General features: G+C 51.7%; 14 protein-coding genes. 5 read left to right on the plus strand and 9 right to left on the minus strand.

Annotated features, from left to right (window positions below):
* Positions 1 to 219: 219 nt before the first annotated feature.
* The 5 genes from QW71_RS25140 to QW71_RS38220 form a co-directional block, all read right to left on the minus strand.
* A complete protein-coding gene (locus QW71_RS25140) occupies positions 220 to 1884 on the minus strand; it encodes a hypothetical protein (RefSeq protein ID WP_039305558.1) in 1665 nt (554 codons plus the stop codon).
* Entirely contained in the window at positions 1877 to 2632 is a 756-nt protein-coding gene (locus QW71_RS25145; protein ID WP_235441548.1) for an ABC transporter ATP-binding protein, read from the minus strand. Before QW71_RS25145 ends, QW71_RS25140 begins: the two co-directional genes overlap by 8 nt.
* Before the next feature lie 226 nt (positions 2633 to 2858).
* The gene (locus QW71_RS25150) at positions 2859 to 6344 is read right to left on the minus strand and encodes an S-layer homology domain-containing protein (protein WP_039305564.1); all 3486 of its coding nucleotides are present in this window, start codon (positions 6342 to 6344) and stop codon (positions 2859 to 2861) included.
* A gap of 77 nt (positions 6345 to 6421) precedes the next feature.
* Positions 6422 to 6589 (minus strand): hypothetical protein, encoded by a 168-nt coding sequence (locus QW71_RS40615; protein WP_160311843.1) that lies wholly within the window; start codon positions 6587 to 6589, stop codon positions 6422 to 6424.
* A gap of 79 nt (positions 6590 to 6668) precedes the next feature.
* Entirely contained in the window at positions 6669 to 7454 is a 786-nt protein-coding gene (locus QW71_RS38220; RefSeq protein ID WP_052770195.1) for a hypothetical protein, read from the minus strand.
* A 439-nt stretch (positions 7455 to 7893) separates the two neighbouring features.
* Here QW71_RS38220 and QW71_RS25160 point away from each other — a divergent pair, with 439 nt between their 5' ends.
* The gene (locus QW71_RS25160) at positions 7894 to 9261 is read left to right on the plus strand and encodes a dicarboxylate/amino acid:cation symporter (protein ID WP_200905973.1); all 1368 of its coding nucleotides are present in this window, start codon (positions 7894 to 7896) and stop codon (positions 9259 to 9261) included.
* Between the two features lie 411 nt (positions 9262 to 9672).
* Here the strand turns inward: QW71_RS25160 and QW71_RS25165 are convergent, their stop codons facing one another.
* From QW71_RS25165 to QW71_RS25180, 4 genes are all read right to left on the minus strand, one after another.
* Positions 9673 to 10671, minus strand: coding sequence for a Gfo/Idh/MocA family protein (locus tag QW71_RS25165; protein ID WP_039305567.1), 999 nt, complete (start codon positions 10669 to 10671; stop codon positions 9673 to 9675).
* 74 nt (positions 10672 to 10745) lie between these two features.
* Positions 10746 to 11705: a 1,4-dihydroxy-2-naphthoate polyprenyltransferase gene (locus QW71_RS25170; RefSeq protein ID WP_039305675.1), complete on the minus strand. Its 960-nt coding sequence runs from the start codon at positions 11703 to 11705 to the stop codon at positions 10746 to 10748.
* A 33-nt stretch (positions 11706 to 11738) separates the two neighbouring features.
* A complete protein-coding gene (locus tag QW71_RS25175; protein ID WP_047013975.1) occupies positions 11739 to 12512 on the minus strand; it encodes a DUF6081 family protein in 774 nt (257 codons plus the stop codon).
* Positions 12513 to 12550: 38 nt separating this feature from the next.
* Complete coding sequence (locus tag QW71_RS25180) at positions 12551 to 13471, minus strand: prenyltransferase (protein ID WP_235441545.1); 921 nt, start codon at positions 13469 to 13471, stop codon at positions 12551 to 12553.
* 172 nt (positions 13472 to 13643) lie between these two features.
* Between QW71_RS25180 and QW71_RS38225 the strand changes: the two genes are divergently transcribed.
* The 4 genes from QW71_RS38225 (at position 13644) to QW71_RS25200 (ending at position 19541) form a co-directional block, all read left to right on the plus strand.
* The gene (locus QW71_RS38225; protein ID WP_052770197.1) at positions 13644 to 16010 is read left to right on the plus strand and encodes an EAL domain-containing protein; all 2367 of its coding nucleotides are present in this window, start codon (positions 13644 to 13646) and stop codon (positions 16008 to 16010) included.
* Positions 16011 to 16130: 120 nt separating this feature from the next.
* Positions 16131 to 16754, plus strand: coding sequence for an acetate uptake transporter family protein (locus tag QW71_RS25190; RefSeq protein ID WP_039305570.1), 624 nt, complete (start codon positions 16131 to 16133; stop codon positions 16752 to 16754).
* 256 nt (positions 16755 to 17010) lie between these two features.
* Positions 17011 to 19155, plus strand: coding sequence for a bifunctional diguanylate cyclase/phosphodiesterase (locus QW71_RS38230; protein WP_052770199.1), 2145 nt, complete (start codon positions 17011 to 17013; stop codon positions 19153 to 19155).
* Positions 19156 to 19217: 62 nt separating this feature from the next.
* Positions 19218 to 19541, plus strand: a complete 324-nt coding sequence (locus tag QW71_RS25200; protein ID WP_039305573.1) for a hypothetical protein — start codon at positions 19218 to 19220, stop codon at positions 19539 to 19541.
* The last annotated feature ends 165 nt before the right edge of the window (positions 19542 to 19706 follow it).

Genomic DNA, 19706 nt, shown 5'->3' on the forward strand with positions numbered 1-19706 from the left:
CTCTTCACCGGTTTTATTATCATCGTCGTTTTCAGTGTTAACCTCAAGTTAAAAATCAATATACGAATAGTAGATAAATGGAAGAGTGCATAGAGATTATAGGCGATCCCTGAAATATAACTTTAGCTGTATTTTACCTTGTATTTGGCAGACTGTCTAAGTAAATACTGGAACTTAGACCCTTTTTTTAATGTGGGCAAAAAATGTCCATATTTGGCGTCAGCCCCCCGCGCGGAGGGTTGGAAACCGGCTGCTGCTTGATTCCTCCGGCAGGAAGGCCCGGTGCCATATCCAGGCGTTTGCAGCTGCCAGAATTACCAGATAGATGTATATTCCCGCGGGAATTAAGGTGAATACATAATGTATCCCGGCCAGTCCCGCCAGAACAAACAGCTGCACAAAAGCACTGCCGGTGAATTCCTTCCGCCGCGCTGCTTCATACTTCTCCGAGAACGGCAGCGCCCTGGGGAACAGAAGAAAGCAAAGCACCGAATACAGCAGCAACGCAAGCAGTACGGCTGCCATATCAGCAATAATCCTGGACCCGAACAAGCCGATGAACACGGCTGCCTCCAGAGTAAACAAAGGCACCAGCAGCTTAAGCACCACTGCCTTCAGCATCCCGCGGTATACCATAGCCGTTCCCGGCAAGGGGATTACTTTATAGATCCATGCGCCTTTGTAGCTGCTGGAGTAGCGGAGCATTTGTACCGCCGTCATCATCAGGAGAGCACTGTAATAGATAAACAGAAACGATCTGGAGCCTCTGATGGCTGCCAGATCCCCGCTCCACACCTGATTGAAGATAAAGATAAAGGGCAGCACGAGGGACAAGCCTACAGTTGGATATACCCTAAGCTTGAATTCGCGCTCATGCTTCATCATCGACCAGGTGAAACGGAAGAACATCGCCTCTACCTTGTTCCGGCATGTTATCTCTGACAGCCTGCGGGATATCCGCCCGGTGCCCTGCCCTGAAGCGCCTTGTTCAGCCAGCTTCTGGAGACTGCTTTCAAACAGCGGCATCAGCCGGATATAGGCTGCAAACAACACGACAGGAGCTGCGAGAGCGAGTACGGCCAGGATAGTTAGATGCCTGCCTTCCGCTCCCCCAACCAGCAGCTCAAACGGAGCCCCGAACCAGACGGGAGGCAGCGCGAAGTGCCACCAGGCAGGAGTGAAATTCAGGCCGAACTCTGTGATATTAAAGAGGCGAGATACGAGCTGAGCACCAACAGTTACGCCAACGGACAGAATAATCTGCACATAATTGATGATGTCCTTAAGCTTTTCACCGTCAAAAAACCTTAAAATCAGCAGATAAACCAGTGCGGTAAACACCAGAATGAAGCCGTCCATCAGGATGATCTCCGCAGCATACAGGAAGAAGAACAGCGCCCCGTGCCGGAATAACGAGAACAGAAGCGAGGGGCCGGTGAAGGTCAGGGTTAACGTGAGCAGATAGATCAGAATATGTATGCTTTTGGCCATGTTTAGCGTCCGGCGGTCCACCGGCTTGGAGAAGAGAATGTTTTTGTCCCGCAAATCCAGCATGACTGTCGAGAAATCCGATATCAGCGTCGTTGTGATCATGAACATCACTATGCTGAACATCAGGCTCATGGTCAGGATATAGTTGTCTGCAGGTGCAACCAGCGCGATCAGCATCAGCCCGAGCAGCAGATACAGCCACTGTACCCGGAACGGAGAGCCTTCCATATTCAGCTTGGGTTCCTGCGATCCCGAGAATATCGTTGGTGTCCGCCGGCCGTCCATCGTGAGCTTAACCTGAAGAATGCGGCGCAGTACGGCATAATCGGCTCCGAGCGCCTTAAATATCCACTGCACCCGGTCCAGCAGCTTCAGTACAAAGAATTCATTCATGCGGCGCACCCTCTCCAATCACAGCAACGAACTCACTGGCGATATCCCTGTACTTGTCAAATCCGGTCAGCTGATTGAAAATCTCCTCAAGCGAGCCCTCCCGGCTCTGCTCCCGCAGCTGGGCGAAGGTTCCGTCCGCAACGATATCACCCCCGTCCAGCAAAATAATCCGGCTGCTGATCTTCTCCACCACGTCCATAATATGCGAGGAATAAAAAATTGTTTTGCCCCTGGCCGCAAGTGTTGCAAAAATCTCCTTCACCACCATTACACTGTTGGCATCCAGACCGCTGAGCGGCTCGTCCAGGAACAGAATATCCGGGTCATGCAGCATGCTGGCAATCAGCAGCACCTTCTGCTTCATCCCTTTGGAGTAGGAGGCAATCCGCATGTCGTAGGCCTTACTCAGGTTCAGCAGTCCCATCAGCCTCTCCGCCTTGAGCTCAGCATCCGCCTTCTTCATGCCATACAGCTCTCCGATAAACGTAAGATATTCCCGGGCAGACAGGCTGTCATACAGCTCTGCCACCTCCGGCACATAGCCGATTCTTCTTTTGTAGACCGTGTCCCCGTCTGAGATATCTCTGCCAAAAATACGCACCGTCCCGCTATAGCCCTCCACGAGCCCCAGCATGATTTTGACCGTGGTACTTTTGCCGGCGCCATTGGGTCCGATGTATCCGATAATCTGTCCCCGGTATACCTCCAGGTCAATTCCCCGCAGCACCATTCTGTCACTGTAATTCATCCATAGTCCTTCAATTGAAATGACCGGTTCTTCTGTATTACCCACTACCCTCTCTCCCTTCGGCATGCACATCCATCATCTTCAATTACGTTTTAGGTGTTGTCCCTATTTTAGCAAATTTTAACACCTGTTACCTATGAGTTATCGCAACACACATACATTGCAAAGGTGAACGTCAAAAAGAGCGGCCCGCAGGCCGCCCATAAAGAAATTATTATACTTGCGGCTACCGGGCAAGCAGGTTATAGATCACCTGTGCCGCCTCGGCCCGTGTGGAGAATTCCAAAGGATGAATTCTGCCGTTGTCACCTTCTACTACACCGCGCTGCACAAGAGCCTGCAGAGCTTCTTGTGCGTAGCCGGCAACCTGCGGCGCATCGCTGTAGGTTGAGAGCGCCAGATCTGTCGTGGAGTCCGGCAGCTGACCCAGAACATTCAGCGCACGGTACAGCAGGGTGAACAGCTCCTGCCGTGTAATCTGGTTATCCGGCTTGAACTGGTTATCCCCGGAGCCCGTAGCAATTCCCAGACTCTTGGCAGCAGCCAGATAGCCGGAATAATAGGCTGTTCCTGCATCTGTAAAGTTGGCTGCTCCGCTGCTGTCCGGTGCAATTCCGTAGGCTTTGAGCAGCAGGACAATGAATTGCCCTCTGGTTACTAAGGCGTTCGGACTGTAGCTGCTATTGTCCGTGCCGGAAGTGATCCCTCTGGCTGCCAGGAAGCTTACAGCATTGTTGTACCAGGCAGTATCAGCAATGTCAGCAAATGCAACCTTATTGTAGGCAATGATATATTGCGAGAAATGAGTGGTCACAAATTCGACTGCTGCGGCAGCTGCCTTGTACCTGCCCTGGACAACATCTAGGCCGCCTTCCTTGTTGATGTTATATACGATAATAGAATGTGCCTGTTCACCCGCCAGCGGTGTATAAGGAAGACTGACGTGCACCTTCCCGCCATCGAAGACAGACACCTCACTATCTCCTGCCTGTACAGTCAGATCATACACCGGTCTGTCTCCGAGTACTGACTTGCCTTCCTCAGTTAAGGACACCTTGGCAATTCTAATGAGGATTGCCCCGCTATCCGCAGCAGCACTGATGCTGGCTACAGCAGTAGAATCGAACGTAATCTGCCCGACGTTCAGAATATTAATCTTAAGCCCGGCATTCGTGGCGGAGGCTGCTTCATTAAATGCACTTCGTGGAATACTGAGTTCCGCTGTCTTGGTATTGGCATCTGCGGCAACGCTGATTTCCAGGACAGCCTTCTTGCCTTCGGTTTCCGCAGCCTTGGCACTGTTCACAAGGCCTGCAACGGCTTCTGCAGAAATAGAAGCTGTAGTTACGCCTGTAGCTGTATCCGTTGTAGCAGTGGCGGCCGCCACTACAGTTACGGTATTCCCGGATGTCGTAGCGGATGGGGCCGGGGCCGGACTGACACTTGGTACCCGCACAACCGGAGTTCCGCCGCCATTGCCCCCTCCTCCACTATTCGAACCGGTTGCCGGTGTATATGCCGGTACGACAACACTGGTATCCGGGCTTGCCTTGTAGCCGAGCTTAGCCGCAGCTCTGACATTATAGGTCCCGGCGGACAAACCCGTAATTTCCTTATCCGGGGCCGGGATGTAGGCAGATGCCGTGGACAGCTTATACTCCAGTGCAGTGGTAGTGCCCGTAATGATCCCGTTCTTATTCTCGGATGAGGTTGGCGCAACGCCTTTAAGGCCGGTTGGGGCTGCCTGTTCCTGAATATTGCCCGGAACCACCACTTTTGCTACCGGACTGGCTGTGTAGCCTTCTTTTGCCGGATATCTCAGATCGTACACCCCAGGGATTAAGCCCGTGGTTTCTCCCTCTCCCGCATAAACATACGCAGTAACGGTGGACAGCTTAATCTGTAATTGACTGGTAGTGCCCGTAATCTTCCCGTCCTTGTTCTCCCAGGTTGTCGGCTTCACTCCCGTAAGTCCGGCCGGTGCCGCCTGTCTCTCCGTGAAGGCAGGAATCGTAATATTCGCCTCAGGGCTTGCCGGAATCTCTTCCTGGGCAATATATCTTACCTGGTAGATACCAGGTGTAAGATTGACTGGCGGTATATCCTTGGCATACGTATATTCCGTTACCGTTGTCAGCTTGTACTCCAGGGACTGCAGTTCCTCAGTGCTCAAAGCCCCTCTTGCACCGCTGATCTGCCCATCCGTATTCGCTGCAGAGGTCGGCGGGAGTCCCTTCAACCCTGCCGGGGCTGCCTGCTCTCCCGGGAGCGGAACAACAACCTCTACTGCTTCTCCCGCAGCATAAGGTATAACAGTGGTTCCTGCCGGTTTAATGATAGGGCCCTGAGAACCCGTAGTCGCTTTATACCGTACCAGGTAAGTTCCCGGAACCAGGCCCGAAATGGTATCACCTGCGGCCGGATGATATTCATAGACCGAATCCTGCACAGTCTTGTACTTGTATTCCAACTGGTCATTGGCACCTCTGATGGTGCCGTCTGCACTGCCATACAGCCCTGCAGGCACAGCCTCCAATCTGGAATACAGCGTGTTTAAAGCCTGGATTGCATTAGTATATCTGGCACCGTCGGAATATCCGCTGCTTACATACCCCGGCTGAATATTCGTCCAGGAGTACATCAGCTCCACATGCCCAAGAATAGGGGCACTCTCACCGGCAGCATCTTTGTTGTTCTTGTTGTAAGTAAAGAGATACGGCACTTGAAGCCGGTCACCCGTGACCGTCTCGTTCAGATCATTCACATAGCTGATTACAGAAGGCTTCGCTGCCTGATTATTCTCTGTCTTGATATTGGTAAGGTAGGTATTAACCAGATCAACATACAGATTGGCATACGGATGATTGCTCGTTCTGATCTGCAGCTCATTGTTATTATGGGGATTGGCCCGCCCGCTTGTTCCGGTGTTATTGCCGGACTCCGCTACCGTCAGACCCGAATCAAGCTTCGTATCAAAGAAATAGATTGTGCTTATGTTATGAGCTATCGCTTGTTCATTAATATATTTGATGATGGCCTGCGTATTCGGGCACCACGAGCCCCCGAACAACAGTGCATAGTTCCCGTCACTGGCCAAAATCTGCTGCAGCTGATGATAGGTTACATGCTCCAGCACAAGATCCTTATCCTCCGGCGTAAAAATAATATTCCCGTTGTTCTCTCCGGCATAGTTGCGGTTGAACGCTGTTTTAATATAATCGGACTCATTAATCACACTATAGGCGGAGGCTGCTTCAAACACCTGACGCACAGAGGCCTTATAATCATTGACCTTGGCTGAGTCAAGCTGGCCGTCTGTCAGGAATTGCTCCCAGGACTTTCCGTCCTTCAGATAAGAAACAACAGGTGCGCTGTTGCCCTGCCCATCCTTATGATCCTTGTTGTACAAGAACAGGAGAGGGGAATCAATCTTGTTGGCAGTAACCGTCTCGCCGGCCGCATTCACATAACTGACATTGTGCTGCGGGTCTGCCTTGTCATACAGCGAAAGATTCTTCAAATACTTGTTGACCAGATCCACATATTTATAGGCATACGGATTATTGCTGTCTGCAATGTCCAGCGTGGCTCCGTCCAGCTTGGTATCAAAGTTATAGATCACCGGTACATTAATACCGGCTTCCTTGGCAACCTCATTAATAAACCCGATATCCGCCTGCGTGTTCCCGCTCCAAGTGCCGCCAACCAGCACGGCATAGGTACCCTCACTCTCAAACAGATTGGCGATATCTTCATATGTAGCCGTCTTATATACATGGTTCCGGTCATTCAGGCGGGGATAATTCTCATAAAAATAGTTATATGTGCTGACTTCTCCAGCGCTGCCAGCTGGAAGAACCGGCTCTGCAGCCGCCTTCCGGGGATACCCGGCAAGACAAGGAGTGCAGCCGCCAGCAGCGGTGCGAGAATTTTATTAAGTTTTTGCTGTGTTTTCATTAGTTGCACCTCAACTTTATCTTTATTCTGTACTTTGCAATAACCAGCCTGCCCGTCAGTTTAGTAAGACGCGGAAATCTTAAGGGCAAACTTCCTCTACAGCAGCCGGGGCAGGAGCAGTATTGCTCACAGCAGGCGCCGGGGCAGAGGTATCAGCAGCTTGAGATGCGGAATTGCCGGAGGCTTGCGATGAGGATGTGCTGGCAGCCGGAGCTGAGGCCGGGGCGCTTGCACTCGCTTTGACTACCTCGGTTGTAGCGAACGTTACCTTCTTCGGAGCGGGCTGTTCGGTGGCCTGAGCCGGCGCTGGAGCGGCCGGGGCCGGGGCTGCCGTTTTAACTGGTGCGGCAGATGGTTGCACCGTCTCAGTCTTCGGCGCGGTAGTTGCCTTCGGAGCGGCTGTGGCTTTGGGAGCCGCAGCCGTTTGGGCTTGGGCAGCTACAGGAGCAGCTGCCGTCTTGGCTGTAGCCTGCGGCTGTGTCTCTTTAGCCGCAGGAGCAGCAGTCGCCTTGGCCTTGGCTTCGGCTTGGACAACCTCTGCCGTCCCGGTGGATGCTGCCGCAACCGTCTTGCCGGCCTCAGGTGCGGAATTCACCGAAGCCGGTGCGGCAGAAGCTGCTGCCGTGTCTGCAACAACCGGCGCTGCTGCCGTCTCAGCCGTGTCTGTTGAAGCAGCAGCTGCCGCTTCAGGCTTAACAGACTCTGCTGCAGGGGCTGTAGCAGTATCAGCTGGTGCCGGGGTTTCCACAACATTTGTGGCTGTGGCTGCTTCAGCCTTGTTGTCCTGCTTGGCTGATACTGCCGCATATGTCAGTACTGAGAACACTACGGCTGCAGTAATTACGGATATAGTAAGCTTTTTCATAGAGGTAACCCTTCCTTTCACTTCGCCCTAGGCAGTTTTTTGGGAACTCAATTACTCATCACAAAAAGACTCAACAAGACACACTGCTCGCGTGCTCATTGAATCTCTGGCGGTCCAGTCGATTCTTCTTACGAATTGCTCTCCTTACAGCAGCGGTATCCCATCCCCCCTATAGAATCAAAAAAGAGACTCAACAAAACGCATGGTTATGCGCTTCTGTTGAATCTCTGGCAGTCCAGTCGATTCCTGAATGACTTGCGGATAAGTTCCATATTATTCATACTGACATCCCTTGTCAATTGAAATTTTATTTATCCTATTTGTTTTATCGGATTAAATAAAATTAACATATTTATACCTTGACAATCATAAAATTTGTCTATACATTTGATCTCATTATTCGCATCAAAAAACTAGGCTTAGGGGGTCTATAACGGGAATGAACAACATCGACAACAATCTATTATCAGCCATTGAGACAAACTGGTATGGCTTCGTGGTTTCTATTTTTGTGTTTGGCATCCTGTATTTCCTGGCACGCAAACGGGTCGGCTTCGGCACCCGGGTCCTGATCGGGCTCGGAATCGGGCTGCTGGCCGGAATCTTTTTTCAATATTTCGAATTCGAAACCAATGCCATTACTACCTTCGGCAGTATTTATGTCAGTCTGATCCGCATGCTCGTTGTGCCGCTGGTATTCATTCTGGTATTAAACAGCATCTCCTCGTTAACCAACCTTGAATACCTGCGCAAGATCGGAATCAAGACCTTCGCCTGGTTCCTCGGAACAACCGGGATTGCCTCTGTTATCGGACTATCGGTAGCTCTGCTGCTCAATCCGGGCAAAGGTATCCAACAAGCTGTGCCGGAGGGCTTCACCGCCCGTGAAATCCCTACATTCTCACAGGTTATCCTTGATCTCGTCCCATCCAATCCTGTTAATGAAGCAGCTACCGGTAAGGTTGTACCGCTGCTTATTTTCGCCATCTTCCTGGCGGTGGCCATTATCAAAATCGGCTCCAAAAAGCCGGAGGCCGTTAAGCCTGTACGCGATCTTATCGAATCCCTGACCCTGGTGCTGCACCAGGTGGTCAAATTTGTAATCCGGTTAACGCCTTACGGCGTGTTCGCGCTGATTGCCGGAATTACGGCACGATATGGATGGGAGACCCTTCAGGAGTTGGGCAGTGTCATTGTAACCTCTTATGTCGCATTGATTCTGCACTTTGTGCTGGTCTTTGGCGGACTCGTGCTGCTCGTGGTCAAAGTAAATCCTATCCGCTTCTTCCGCAAGGTCTACCCGACGCTAACCGTTGCATTCACCACCAGAAGCAGCTATGCTACACTTCCGGTGAATCTTGAGGTTATTACGAAACGTCTGCATGTCTCACCGCGGATTTCCAGCTTTGTTGCTCCGCTCGGCGCATCTGTCAACTTCAATGGATGCGGGGGCGTATGGCCTGCTATTGTAGCTGTGTTTACGGCTCAGGTCTATGGAATTCAGCTTACCGGAACCGACTATGTCACACTGGTGCTGGTCAGTATCATCTCCTCCATTGGGGTAGCAGGAGTACCCGGACCGGCTGTAATCTCAACAACCGTCGTATTAACGGCACTCGGCCTGCCGCTGGAGGGGATAGCCATTGTTGCAGGGGTAGAAGCGCTTATCGATATGGGCCGTACTGCTGTCAATGCTACAGGAACTGCCGTTACTGCCCTATTGGTCGCCAATTCTGAAGGTGAATTCGACCGCGAAGCCTTCAACCGGGGCGATAACGAGGATGAAATTCTTCTTAACACAATATAAGTTCTGAAGAAGTCAACCGATTACGATATATGCGGTATGCTTAATTGTACTTTGTACAACTAAATCGTCTGATTTACAAACGGTTATCTGTTTAGTTGTACTTCGTACAATTAAACTGCCGTGTGCACCTTGATTCTCACCATTCGGGCAGATTTAGTTGTACAGACTACAGTTATTAGATGCACGCCTGCCTTTTCGCTGTTTTTAATTGCACATTATACAACTATCACTGAGTCTCCACTTGGAACTGAAACATACATTGCTGCCTTGTTGAATGAATTCAATTCCTTAGTGCTGATGTTGCACTAGAGCATAAAGACATACAGAAACGGATACCGCCCATGGGACGGTATCCGTTTCTCTTTGAAAGAATATTTATTCATGAAGGGAGCTTATTATCTCCTGTGACGGCTACACCAAGCTGATTCTTTCCCGCTTCCGGGCAGATTCCAGGCAGCTCTCAATCAGCTTCATATTATGCACCGGGTCCTCTTCGGCGATCCAGGGCTTGCCGCTGAAAACCGCAGTGGCGAAATGATCCGCCTGCTGCACGTAAGGATTGGCTCCGAAGGCTTCCACCTGCCGGGGCTCTCCGCTGCTGCCATACACGAAGAACTGTGCATCGTCGAACCTGGCGTTGAACGGCATCGGGATTTCGATCCGGCCTTCTGTGCCAAGCACCTCCAGCAGCTGGCGGTTATACGCCCACATGCCGCAATCGAAGATCAGGCTCCGCCCGCCGGGGAACTCAACCAGGCCGGAGGCCATCATGTCTACATTATCATGCTCCGGTGAGAAGAGCGCCTGCACAGTTACGGCCTCCGGCTCTGTACCGAACAGCAGCCGCGCCGCTGTAAGCGGGTAGCAGCCGACATCATACAGCGAGCCGCCTCCCCAGGCAGACTTGAAGCGGATATTGGAAGTATCCGTTGCATCGTTATAGGTAAACGTGCCGCGGATGGAACGCAGTTCCCCGATCTCGCCACCCGCTATGATCTCCTGCAGCTCAGTGATCCGCGGATGATGGCGGTACATGTAAGCCTCCGCCAAGTGAACTCCCGCCTTCCGGCAAGCCTCCACCATCCCGGCTGCCTCGCGGCTGTCCAGGGCAATCGGCTTCTCGCACAGGACATGCTTGCCTGCCTCTGCCGCGCGGATCACCCATTCATAGTGCAGATGATTCGGAAGCGGAATATAGACCGCATCGACATCCGGATCGGCCAGCAGTTCTTCATAGCTGCCATAAGCCTTCCCAATACCGAACTCGGCCGCAGCAGCGCTGCTCTTCTCAAGCCCCCGGCTGGCAATCGCCGTAATCACTCCGGTCTCTGACTGCTGGATGGCCGGCATTACCGATCCTGTGGCGATCTGCGCGCAGCCCATAATTCCCCAACGAAGCTTTTGTGTCATAGTTATACACCTTCCTTATATAAGTTCTTCCGCGTATACCCTATAAACACAATATCATAGAATCGGGTATATCTCTAAGCAGGCCAGATGGAGACCCATATAACAGCTATACCCAGAACTATGATTCTTGCCGCGCTCATGAGCATGAAATTCTTGACGGACAGAATGAAGGTCGTACCTTTATGCTGCTCCTGCTGGAACCGCGCGATATTGCGGCGCAGCGGAATCAGTGTCAGCAAGAGCAGAAGCACCAGTACCGGATGAATGCCAAGCAGGACCAGCACGATCAGATCCACAAAAGAAACATAGTAGAGCAGCTTGAACAGCAGCAGCGCATTTTTGCGTCCGATATACACAGGCAGCGTATACCTGCGGTTATCCATATCATCCTCAATATCACAGATGTTGTTAGCCAGCATGATGCCGGCAATCCCGAGGATGGCCGGTACCGAGAACCAGAACAGATACAGCACCTCAAGGAAATTAATGTGCAGACTGATCCAGTTGCCCTGAAGCAGGAGGGTCACCACCGCCTGATCTGAGTGAATGTAGGCCGAGATGAAGATAATGACGAAACCCATAAACAGGCCGGAGAACAGTTCCCCCAGCGGCATCCGCGAGATCGGAATCGGCCCGAAGGAATACAGGATGCCGATCAGGAAGGACAATCCGCCGAGCAGAAATACAATCAGTCCCGTCTGGGAGACCAGAGCGATCCCGCCGCCCGCCGCAAGTACAAGAAGAATGACGATCGTCGCCACCACCGTGCTTTCCTTCAGCTTGTAATGGACGATGGGATTATGGGTTTCATACCCGTAGCCGTGGGTTTTTGCCGCTTTTTTGAAATCATAATAGTTATTGATCGCCGTTGTTGCCATATCGAAGCTGAGGAGCGATACAAACATCAGCGCGAAGCGCAGGATATAGAAGTCCTCGAACCGGTATAACGCATAGAGTGTCCCCAGCAGTAGCGGCAGCATACTGGCTACCTTCGTTGGCAGCTCGACAAACTTGAAGAAGGTTTTTATATTCACGGCCATTCATCCTTATCTGTTAGATGCGCACTGTTACTTTGCAGAGGTTGTAACCGTCACCGGTGACCATTCTGCGATTACCGTCTGCCCGTGTGCGGATACGCTGCCCTCCGGCGTCAGATCCTTCTCGGTCATAATGCCCAAAGCGATAGTGAAGCTGTTGAATTTAACTGGCACATTCTGCTCGCGGCGCACCTCTTGACCGTTCACAAAGAATATAGCCTCGTTTTTGCCCCGGTGGTAAGTGATTTTGTAAGTATTGAATTCACGCGCCTTGAAGCCGGTATCCTCTGTGAAAATGCAGAAGTATTTGGTTCCCCCGGTCTCGGGTACTGTTACACCCGGAAACGGCAGAATTCCATACACACTGGCATATTTATCGTTACCGGCGAAGAAATCGAGCGCGGCACCTGTTGTGAAATCTAGTAAATTCAGCGAAACATAGCCGTCATACAGATCGCCCGGCGCTGTCCCCTGCGTACGGGCACGGATCTGCAGCTCGAAGCTGATCTCCCCCTCTTCAGGCACTTCTACCGGCTGGGCCGAATAATACATATGCTTGGCATTATCAAGAATCTGCACATGGTCGTTCTGGCGGCTCAGCTGAGCCCGCACATACAGATATCCATTACGTACAATAACTACAGCTTCCGGTTCACGGTAAGCCCAGAACGAGCCGTCAGGCAGCGTGAAGCCGCCGGTTCTCCAGACCTTACCCTCCGTCAGAATGGTATGGAAATCTCCGATTACGGTTTGTTTGACCTCAGCCGGTTGCACTTCTTCACTAATTGGTTTGTTCTTGTCCATGGGTTCTCCCGCTTTCTGTAATGTAGTAAATTCCGGTTTCAGACCAGTCCCTGAATAAGCAGTGCCACCGCCATGATCATCCCGCAGCGCACAGAGGCCCGCTGTGAGGCGCCCATGAGCGGCAGATAAGCGGCAGATGCATTCTGCGGCTGCAGGTTGCGGTAGACATGCACCGGTGCAATGGCCGTCAGCAAGGCGAGCAGCGCATACACCGGCAGTACATCAAGCAGTACACAAACAATAAGGGATGCATATGAGATATAGAGCAGTACATGAGAGAAAATCAATGCTTTGCGTTCGCCCCAGACTACAACAAGCGTACGCTTGCCGGCCTGCTGGTCAGCTCTCCAGTGCAGGAAGTGGTGGTTGAACAGCAGCAGCGTTGTCAGAAGCCCGATCGGCAGAGACAGCAGGACAGGCTTCAGGCTGAATTCACCAGTCTGAACGAAATAGGCGCCCAGAACAGGCATCAATCCGAACGCAAGGAAGATCGCAAGCTCACTGTAGCCCTTGCCGCGGTAGCCGAAGCGCAGCGGCGGCGCGACATAGAAATAAGCGATCAGTGCACCGCCGGCGACAAACCATAGTATCTCCCAGCCGCTGTACAAGCTAAGCAGTAAGCCGCAGGCGGCCGCAACGGCCAGCAGGCCCCACGTCAGAAGCGCAAATAGCGACTCCCGCATCATTCCTCCGGACAAGAAACCGGAATTCGTAGAGATGGCCTCAGGTGTATTATGCGCCTCCGTGTCGGTTCCGTTGCGGAAGTCCCATAAATCATTCACCATGTTGGAGAATAAGTGTGCCGCAGCTGCTCCGACAAAGGTTATAACAAACAAAAACGGATGGAATACTCCCTGCCATACATATGCCCCGACCGTTCCCAGGACAACCGGTATGAGCATAACGGGAATAACTCCAAACCGTGAGGCTTTCTTAAAAATCGTCCATTTTTCCATCATGCCAAGGATTATCTCCTTCAATTATTATTTGATAATAATTATCATTAAATTATTATACATCAAATTTCGACACTTTGGGGAGATTTACGCTGCAAAATATTCCCTAATCGTGGTACACTATTATAGATGGTACTTATTTCCTATTAAGTCTAAAATATTAAAGGGGAACACCATGAAACTCCGCAAAAAAATATTTATCTTCATTGGCTTTGTAGCCGTGCTCGGAATAGGCACTACCTATCTGCTTCTTCACATGATTCTGCTTAACCGTTTCGAGAAGCTGGACGAGGCGCAGCTGCAGCGCAACTTGAACAAAGCTGTAGCTTCCTATAATGAAGAACTGCAGGACATGAAGACCGGACTTCTCAATTACTCCGTGTGGGATGAAACCTACAGGTTCATGGAATCCGTAAGAAATACCGGCCCGGCCTTATCCGGCGGTACTGCCCCCACCCCCAGGAGCTTTGACCAGACCACCTATGAAATCAACCGTTTCGATATGATCGCCCTGCTGGATTTGAACGGCAGTCCAATATATGGCGGCTCCTACGATCTGGCATTAGGAAGTGTTACCCCCCTGACACAGGAACAGCTCACTCTTCTCAAGCTGATCCACAGCCGTCTGCCTGCTTTCACCGGAACCGAAGAGAGCAGGAGCGGCGTTGTTATTCTGGATAAGGGTCCTATGCTGATTACGCTCACGCCGATTGCCGGCAGCAGCAGTGACAAGCCGGTGATTGGAACGGCTGTTGCCGGAAGAATGCTACACCCGGAAGAGATTTCGCATATCTGGAAGGACACCCTCTCAACTATTCATGTGTCCCGCGCCACCTCTGCGCTGCTTGCGGAGAGCGGAGGCCAGCCGACCTGGACCCGTCCGGTCTCGGACGGTATGATGTCGATTCATACGGCGGTGAATGATTTGTTCGGTGATCCGGGCCTGATCATCTCCCTGAAGGAGCCCCGGCAGCTCTACAATAGCGGACTGAAGACCATAAGCACCTTCCGCATGCTCTATTTCATCTCCATGCTGCTGCTGCTTGCCGCAAGCATGCTCTTCGTCAACCGGTTTATTCTGGACCGGATGTCATCGCTGGTAAGAAATATCCGTGCTATCGGCAGCAGCAAGGATCTGTCTATCCGGATTCCCAGCACCGGGCGGGATGAATTCGGCGAAGTGGAGGTTGAATTCAACCGGATGATCGATTCACTTGAACAGGTGCAGGACGAGCTGCGGCAGCAATCCCTGCTGGACCCGTTGACCCAGCTGCCTAACCGCTCACTCTTTTTTGCCAAGCTGAATGAAGCCATCGCCGCGGCCAAAGGAATCAACCGGCAGATTGCCCTGGTATTTATTGATCTGGATCATTTCAAGACGGTGAACGACACTCTGGGCCATGATTTCGGGGATGCCATCCTGAAGGAGACGGCCTTCCGGATCTCACAGGTTGTCGGCAAACACGATGTGGTCTCCCGGCTTGGCGGGGATGAATTCACCATTCTGCTCTCCGATGTCCCCGATGCCGGAAGCATTCATATGCAGCTGTCACGGATTCAGGAGGCCCTCTCCATGCCGCACCATATCAAGGGGCATCTTCTATATAATACGGCCAGTATCGGCATCAGCATTTATCCGCAGAACGGTGAAGATGCCGATTATCTGGTCAAACAGGCTGATCTGGCCATGTTCCATGTCAAGGAGACAGGCCGCAATAACATCTTTCTGTATTCAGAGGATCTTGAGGCAGGGATCCGGCGCAAGAAGGTCCTGGCCCAGCAGCTGCTCTCTGCCGCAGTGGCGAACGAGTTCGAGGTGCATTATCAGCCTATCCTTGGTGCAGGCACTTTACAGGTATCGAAGGTGGAGGCGCTGCTGCGCTGGACCAGTCCGAGCTACGGAAGTATCTCACCGGCCGAGTTCATCCCGCTGGCGGAGAGCAGCGGCTCGATTGTCGGCATTGGCGGCTGGGTACTGCGGCAGGTCTGCTCCGATATGCGTGAATTCCGCAGCCGGGGGCTGGAAGTTACCGCCGCGGTTAATATCTCTGCCCTGCAGCTGATGCAGCCCGGCCTTCTTGAGCTGCTGCTCGATCTGCTCCATGAATATGAACTGCCTGCTTCGAGTCTGGAGCTGGAGATCACAGAGAGCGTTCTGGTCTCCGGGGACAGCATCTTCCGGTCGCTGCAGCAGCTTAGAGCCCACGGCTTCCGGATCTCGCTTGATGATTTCGGCACAGGCTTCTCTTCCTTAAGCTATCTGCGCCGCTTCCCTGTCGATGTCATTAAGATTGACCGTTCCTTCGTTTCCGAGATGTCCCCGGCCCCGCCGGGTGATGTGCTCGTCAAGGCGATTATTGAGCTAAGCCATAACCTCGGGCTGCAGGTCGTCTCCGAAGGCATAGAGCATAAGGAGCAGTTCGACATGCTGCGCGCGCTGGGCAGTGACGAGCTGCAGGGATACTATATCAGCAGGCCTCTCCAGGTCACGGCACTTTATTCTTTTTTAGCGCAGAAAAATTACTTTTCGGAGTCAAAATAAGCAGTAATTTTATAGGCAAGCTACCGGGTATATGATATGATAGGCAAGCTGATAACAGCACCCGCTCCGGGTGCTGTTATCCTATGCGAACAATTATGAAAATTGGAGGCTTTAATTGTTATGTCAGCGCAACCGCAAACAACTCAATCCGTCAAAATCGTCACCGCCGACCCCAGCGCCATCGGCTTGTTCGGATTGGCTATCGTCACCTTGGTCGCTTCTTCACAAAAGCTCGAAATTACAACAGGTCTAAGCTACGCTATTCCATGGGCTATCTTCCTCGGTGCCTTCGCCCAGCTGTTCGCATCCATTCAGGATGCCAAGCACAACAATACCTTTGGCATGACCGCTTTTGGTGCCTATGCATTCTTCTGGTTCGGCATGGGCGCAAGCTGGCTGATCAAGCTCGGGGTATTCGGTACGGTGCTGGCAGAAGGCGTTGATCCCAAGCAGCTCGGATTTGTTTTTGTAGGATATCTTGTGTTCACCCTGTTCATGACGCTCGGCGCTGTTGAAGCGAACCGCGTCCTGCTGGTCATCTTCATTCTCATCGACTTCCTGTTCCTCGGCCTCGCTATGGATTCCTTCGGAGTCGCTGCGGAATTCTTCCACAAGCTGGCTGCCGTTGCGGAAATGGCTATCGGAATTGTATCGCTCTACGGCTGCGGCGCATCTGTGCTCAATGCTCATTTCGGACGTACTTTCCTGCCGATCGGCGCACCGCTGGGCATCTTCAAGAAATAATTACAGGTTCAAGCTCAAGCTACTTGGGCTCAATCTTAAGAGCAACGGATAAATACTTGCTGCCCCCAGGCAGAAGGTGTTTATCCGTTTTGAATTTACACGGCTGTTTGTTAGGTTTTTCCTTGCGCAAAGACGATAAAAATGACATGCTATAGAGACACCTACGACATATCTCGACATTTTTCTGCGGTGCAGTAACCGCTTTTTATGAATAGCAAATCTACTGCTTTAATCTTTCGGGTATCGGAGGCAATCCATGGCTTTCATTAATAAAAAGCCTTTAACGATTATTGTCGGCTTCTTAGTCGTCCTGCAGCTCTCGCTGTTCTATTATTATTCCTTGTCCGTGAACCGGGAATACAGGGCTGAGAAGGCCGATCTGTCCTCACAGGCAGTCATGCTGACCTCAAATATTGAGGAGAGAGTGGCAATTGTCAAAGGCGTAAGCTCCTTTATTCAAACGGTCGGCTTCGATGCTGATCCCGCACTCATTAATAACTATCTGGTAACGGCACACAACAACAACTCAAGCCATGTCACGAACATTATGATCGCTCCTGACGGTCTTATCCGCTACCTCTACCCTCTTGAAGGCAATACAGCGATTCTGGGCAAAAGCCTGCTGCTGGATGCCTCCCTGGCCTCCTCCGGCATGATCCAAGAAACGATACGCTCCCGCGGCATTACGGTAGACGGGCCCCGTACACTAGCCCAAGGCGGCTATGGAATGGTAATCCGGCAAGCAATTTACAAAGACAACTCTTTCGAGGGCATCGTCTCGGTTACAGTGAAGATCGATAACATTGTGGACCAGCTTGCGCTCGAGGACAGCAATATATATGTTACAGCCGAGGACCACACGTTCCTCTTTGGCAATGAATCGAATGCCGATGACCTGCAGCTTACCGTTCCTGTTCAGGCCTATAATCAGCATTGGCTGATGGGGATATCCCTGCCCTCCTATAAGAAATGGCAAGTGTTCCGCAGCGTGCTGTGGATCGATATTGCCTTCCTGCTTGTAATTGCTTTCATTCTCTATGTCTCATGGCATCAGAGCCGGTTCAACCGTGAGCTGGAGCGTGTAGTCAGTCTCCGGACCCGTGATCTGAGCATCTCCAAGCGTTTATATGAAAAGCTCGCCCATTACGACAGTCTGACGGACATTCCGAACCGGCGTTATTTCATGGATGAATTCGAGCGGCTGCTGCAATGTTCTGACCCGACTCAGACTTATACCTTATTCTTTTTCGACTTGAACCGGTTTAAGGAAATCAATGATACGCTTGGACACTCTACAGGAGATCAGGTGATTAAAACACTGGCCGGCCGGCTGAAATCCGGTGATCTGCCCTTCAAGCTGTTCGCGCGTACCGGCGGAGATGAATTCGTCATGATCTTCCCTGACCTGCCGCGTGAGCAAATCCCTGTGGTTGCCGAACAGATTAGCTTAATCATCTCGCAGACGTTGCTGATCTCCGGAGCACATCTCAGCTTATCCACCAGCATCGGCATCTCCCTGTACCCTGAGCATTCGAAGAATAAAGATGATCTGCTCAAATTCGCGGATATGTCCATGTACCAGGCCAAGACACAGGAAGACGCCAACTTCTTCATCTTCGACTGGGAGCTGCGCGAGAAGCTGGAGCAGAAGACGATGATCGCTAAGTATTTGCATTCTGCACTGGAGCGGGAAGAATTCGTGCTGTATTATCAGCCGCAGATCAATGCCGTCACAGGTAAAATGATCGGTATGGAGGCGCTGATCCGCTGGAACCATCCCGAGAAGGGTCTGATCGGGCCCGGCACCTTCATCGCCGCCGTGGAAGAGGCCGGTCTGATGATCCAGCTCACCGACTGGGTGCTGCGCGAGGTATGCCGCCAGCTCTGCGAGTGGCGGAACCTGGGAATGCCGCTGCTGCGGACATCGATTAATATCTCCAACAGCTGGTTCTACAACCGTAATCTGATCGAGAATCTGCTCTCTGTGCTTGACCAGTACGGACTGGATACCGATATGCTGGAATTCGAGATTACAGAGAGTACCGCACTGCTTGAAGAACACTATCCGCTGCTGCAGCAGATGCGCGATCACGGAATCATCGTTTCCATTGACGATTTCGGCACGAAATATTCCTCACTGAATTACCTGAAGCATTTTCCCGTGAACAAAATCAAAATTGACCGGACCTTCATCACCGGCATCGGTGTCAGTTCCATTGACGAGACCATCATCAAATCCATCGTCTTCGTCGCCTCGCAGCTTGGCTATGACCTGATTGCCGAAGGGGTAGAGACGCCGGAGCAGCTCGCCTTCCTGGTGAAGCATGATTGCCCGCATATTCAGGGATTCCTGTTCTTCCCTCCGCTGCCTGCCGACGAAATCCGCAAGCTGGCTTCATAAACGGGGGATCGTTCGTTATAATAAAGGTGAGACTGAAGTTAACCCGAAAGGATTATGAGAACATGAATGGATTAACTACCGGCGAAATTGCCGGAACCGTTATATTTGCGCTGATCCTGGCCATACTTGCCTACCGCATTATCCGCGGCATGCCGAAGATGGCCGGAGATATTACAGCTTTCCGCAAACGCACACTCGTCTGGACCCAGGTGGCATTGGTACTTACGGTTCTCCAGTTGAACTTCAAAGCAGGAGACTGGCGTTTCGGAATTATTCTTGGACTGATCGTGCTCTTTACCGGAAGCATCTGGCTGTCCGCCCGCCGTTTTGATAACGCCCGTCTGGCTGAGTCCGCAGCAGAGCCGCAGGACAGCACCAGAGAATAACACACTAATCTTTCAAGTGGAAACGGATACCGTCCTTTTGAAGGACGGTATCGATACCGTCCTTTTGAAGGACGGTATCCGTTTCAGCGAGAAATAGAAGGATAATTTATAGCGTGTAACATATAAATTCTTATATTTGAATTTGAAGCTCCCGCATGGGGGCTT

Source organism: Paenibacillus sp. IHB B 3415 (genome assembly GCF_000802655.2).
Classification (GTDB): Bacteria; Bacillota; Bacilli; order Paenibacillales; family Paenibacillaceae; genus Paenibacillus_AQ; species Paenibacillus_AQ phytohabitans.